General features: G+C 70.3%; 6 protein-coding genes. All 6 read right to left on the reverse strand.

All coding sequences use genetic code 11. The features are described 5' to 3' along the window. Window positions 1-7: 7 nt before the first annotated feature. Complete coding sequence (locus VOI19_RS15470; RefSeq protein WP_323793859.1) at window positions 8-1,024, reverse strand: flagellar motor protein MotB; 1,017 nt, start codon at window positions 1,022-1,024, stop codon at window positions 8-10. Between the two features lie 9 nt (window positions 1,025-1,033). Beyond that, window positions 1,034-1,810, reverse strand: a complete 777-nt coding sequence (locus VOI19_RS15475; RefSeq protein ID WP_323793860.1) for a motility protein A — start codon at window positions 1,808-1,810, stop codon at window positions 1,034-1,036. Further along, a complete protein-coding gene (locus tag VOI19_RS15480; RefSeq protein ID WP_323793861.1) occupies window positions 1,807-2,109 on the reverse strand; it encodes a flagellar FlbD family protein in 303 nt (100 codons plus the stop codon). The genes VOI19_RS15475 and VOI19_RS15480 overlap by 4 nt, the downstream gene beginning before the upstream one ends. Before the next feature lie 144 nt (window positions 2,110-2,253). Beyond that, window positions 2,254-3,108: a flagellar hook-basal body complex protein gene (locus VOI19_RS15485; RefSeq protein ID WP_323793862.1), complete on the reverse strand. Its 855-nt coding sequence runs from the start codon at window positions 3,106-3,108 to the stop codon at window positions 2,254-2,256. A 58-nt stretch (window positions 3,109-3,166) separates the two neighbouring features. After that, the gene (locus tag VOI19_RS15490; protein ID WP_323793863.1) at window positions 3,167-3,610 is read right to left on the reverse strand and encodes a flagellar hook assembly protein FlgD; all 444 of its coding nucleotides are present in this window, start codon (window positions 3,608-3,610) and stop codon (window positions 3,167-3,169) included. Window positions 3,611-3,619: 9 nt separating this feature from the next. Then, the coding region (locus tag VOI19_RS15495; RefSeq protein WP_323793864.1) for a flagellar hook-length control protein FliK at window positions 3,620-4,133 on the reverse strand (514 nt) is incomplete at its 5' end.

Consider the following 4,133-nt stretch of genomic DNA (forward strand, 5'->3'; position numbering starts at 1 on the left):
GTGACGCTCATGGTCGCTCTCCTGGGGGGTCGGGCGGGGCGGCTGCCTCGCCGATGTCGTTCGGGATGGCTGCGGGGGCAGGGTCGTCGGCGGCGGCTCGGGTGCGGCCAGTTCGGCCCGTCCGGTCAGTGCGGCCAGTGCGGCCAGTGCGGTCAGCGCCGGCCAGGGCGGGGATCAGGGCGGCGGCTTCGGGGTCGGCGGTGCTGAGGACGACGATGTCGACGCGCTTGTTGATCGCCTGCGACCGCGGGTCGGTCGGGTCGAGGAGCGGACGGGTCGCACCGAACGCGGCCATCGAGAGGCGGTCGGTCGCGAGGCCGGCCACCTCCTCGAGCCGGCGGAGCACCGTCACGGCGCGCGCTGCCGACAGGTCCCAGTCGGTGGCGAAGAAGGCGGGCTTCACCGGCACCTGGTTGGTGTGGCCGTCGATCTGGAGCGGGTCGTCCAACGTCCGCAGCACCTGAGCGAGCGCGTCGACGACCTCACGACCCCGAGCGCTGAGTTCGGAGCGATCGGCCTGGAACACGACGTGACGCGACACCAGGCTCAGCACCAGGCCGCGGCCGTCGAAGCTGGTCGTGACGTCCCGCTCGAGACCCTCCTCGCGCAGCGCCTCGAGCAGCGCCCGTCGGATCGCGGCGAGGCGGTCGACCTCGAGCTGGGCCTCCGAGCGGGTGCGGTCGCGGGCCAGCTCCTCGTTGCGCGCCACCGCCTGCTCGACCTCCAGGCGCTGCTCGTCGCTCAGGGTCGCATCGGCCAGCTGCGGCGCCACCGGACGGACCGGGGAGTAGCCGGGCTCGGTGTGCAGCGAGCTGGCGCCGTCCAGGATGGAGTCCTGTGACCCGAAACCGGCGGCCATGCCCTCGGCCAGCTCGTTGAACTTGCGCTCGTCGACCTGGCTGATCGCGAACATGACGATGAAGAGCACCATGAGCAGGGTGACCATGTCGGCGTAGGTCACCAACCAGCGCTCGTGGTTCTCGTGCTCCTCGGGCTCTTCCTTCTTGGCTCTGCGCGTCGCCATCGTGACCTTCTAGGCCGCGTCGAGCGCCGGCGCCTGCTCGGAGGCAGGGACCAGCGAGCCGAGCTTCTGGGCGATGACACGCGGGTTGGCACCGGACTGGATGGCAGCGACGCCCTCGACGATGAGCTCCATCCGGGTGGTCTCGAGCTCGCCGAGCCGCTTGAGGCGGTTGCCGATGGGCAGGAAGAGCACGTTGGCGCTGGTGACCCCCCACAGCGTCGCGACGAAGGCCGCGGCGATGAGGTGGCCGAGCTGCTCGGGGTCGGAGAGGTTCTCCAGCACGTGCACGAGGCCCATCACGGTGCCGATGATGCCGATCGTCGGTGCGTAGGCCCCGGCGTCGGCGTAGAACTTCGCCGACTGCTTGTGCGCCTTCTTGGCCGCGCTCACCTCGGCCTCGAGGATCTCGCGGACCTCGTCGGGGTCGGTGCCGTCGATGGCGAGGGTCACGCCCTTGGCGAGGAACTCGTCGTCCAGCTCGCGGACGCTGTCCTCCAGGGACAGCAGACCTTCGCGACGGGCGCGCTCGGCCAGGCCCACGACGGTCGGGACGACCTCGGCGCACGACTGCGGTCCGCCGAGGAAGGCTGTCTTGAGGGAGACGACGGCCTGCTTGGCGTCGGCCATGGTGCCGCCGGCGATGGTCACGAGGACCGTGGTGCCGAAGACGAGCAGCAACGGGGGGAGCAGCAGCAAGGCGGTGGGGTTGCCGCCCTCGAGCACGTTGGCGAGGATCACCACCACGAACGCGAGGCCGATGCCCAGACTGGTGGCGGCGTCCTTCACAGCGTCGTCTCCTGCTGCGACCGGTGCGAGACCAGCGAGAGGTTGCGCGCGTGGGGGTCGTCCTCGACATCGGTGAGCGACGACAGCAGCTGCGGGTCCTCGGCCATCATGCCGCCGAGCGCGACGATCTCGGCGCGGTGGCGCCGGACGGTCGAGAGCACGGTCGTGAGGCTCTCGGCGACGAGGTACTTGCTTCCGTCGACCAGGGTGATCACGGTGTCCGGGGTGCTGTCGACGCGCTCGATCAAGTCTGAGTTGAGCACGAACATCGATCCGGAGAGTCGAGTCAGGGGGATCATTCGGCACCATCCTTAGTGCGGTTCCTTCACAGTCATCCGTGACTGTCCTTCCTCCATTCGGCGCCGCGCGCTCCGACCTGAGGGGTTGGCCCGAAAACGACGGGACCGCCGCTCCCTCGGAAGGGAGGGCGGTCGCCGGCTGGGTCAGCGCTTGATGTTGACGAGCTCCTCGAGCACCGAGTCGGAGGTGGTGATCACGCGCGAGCTGGCCTGGAAACCACGCTGGGCGAGGATCAGGTTGGTGAACTCGGCGGCCAGGTCGACGTTCGACATCTCCAGCGCGCCGGCGGTCACGGTGCCGCGGCGTCCGGTGCCGGAGGTGCCGATCTCGGCGGCGCCGGAGCTCGCGGACTCGCGGAACGACGTCCCACCCACGCGCTCGAGACCGTTGGGGTTGTTGAAGTCTGCGATGGCCAGCTGACCCAGGTCGCGTTGGATGCCGTCGGAGAAGACCCCGCGCAGCTTGCCGTCGCTGCCGAAGGAGAACGACGTGAGCTCGACCCCGGCCGGCGCCGGCGGGACCAGCCCGGCGGTGTCCATGGTGATGTCGACCAGGCCACCGGTCGGGTCGCCGGCGGCATCGAGGGCGTAGCCCTGCACCCGCGCGCCGGAGGGCGTGACCAGGGTGCCGGTCTCGTCGAAGGTGAAGGCACCGGCCCGTGTGTAGAGCGCCTCGTTGCCCTGCTGGACGACGAACAAGCCATCGCCCTGGAGCATCAGATCGGTCGAGCGGCCGGTGAGCTGGGCCGAGCCCTGCCCGAGGTTCGTCATGGTGGCGGCGAGCTGGACCCCGAGCCCGATCTGGACGGCGTTGGTGCCGCCGCGAGCGTCGTTGGCGTCCGCGGAGCCGGTGAGCATCTGGTTGAGGGTGTCGGAGAACACCGTCGAGCTCGACTTGAAGCCGACCGTGTTGGCGTTGGCGATGTTGTTGCCGGTCACGTCGAGCATGGTCTGGTTGACGCGCAGGCCGCTGATGCCGGCGAAGAGTGAACGAAGCATGGGGATGATTCCTCTCGGTGCTGCAGAAGGTGGGATGAAGAAGGTGGGGTGAGCGGGTTCAGGACGGGTCGGGGCTGCTGGTGGAGCCGGCGGAGGTCACGGTGTGGACCTGACCGATCGGCACCGCGATGCCGTCGACCTCGAGCACCGGTCCCTCGGCGCCGAAGGTGACGCTGTCGACGGGTCCCTGACCGGTGGTGCCGTCGGCGAGCGTGTAGGACACGTCGCGGCCCACGAGACCGCTGGCGCCGAAGGCGATCTGCGCCCCGAGCACGAGCGCCGTCTGGTCGGCGACGTCCTGCATCTTCTCCAGCGACGTGAACTGCGCCGACTGCGACAGGAACTCACCGGTGTCGGCGGGGTTCATCGGGTCCTGGTAGCGCAGCTGGGCGACGAGGAGCTGCAGGAACATCTCCTTGTCGGCCGAGGCCGCGGTCGTCGTGCTCGAGACCAGCGACTGCAGGCCTCCGTTGGCTGCCGTCTCCACGGCGGATACGGACATGGCTCCTCCTCACACGCTCACGTCGAGGCGCCCGAGGGAGCCAGACGTGCGCAGGTCGTCGACCGGCGGCAGGACTGCCGTCGCTCGTGAGCCGTCCGTGGCGGTGTGGCCGACCGGCATCCGTGCCGGTCGTTGCTCGTGGGGCTGGTCGAAGCCGTTCCCGGCGAAGTGCTCCTGCGCGTCCGCCTCGGCGTCGCTTCCGGAGTGCGCGGAGCCCCCGGAAAGAGGACCCTGCTCGGACGGGAGGGTGGCGATGGTGACCTCGATGGCCGGCGACCCGGGCCGTGCGGACCGGTCGGCGGTGACGGCGTGCTCGCCCAGCAGCTGCTGCAGCTGCGGGATGCCGGCCGCGAGTGCCTCACGCGTCACCCCGGACTCGGCAGCCAGCCGCACCCGGACGCCACCCGCGTGCAGGCTGAGCGTGATCCGCACCTCGCCGAGGGCCTCCGGGTTGAGCTGGAGCGTCACGTGACGCGTGACGTCGTGCCGGGGGCCGGACTCCGCGAGGCGGACCACCTCGGCC

The sequence above is a fragment of the Nocardioides sp. genome (assembly GCF_034670285.1).
Taxonomy (GTDB): domain Bacteria; phylum Actinomycetota; class Actinomycetes; order Propionibacteriales; family Nocardioidaceae; genus Nocardioides.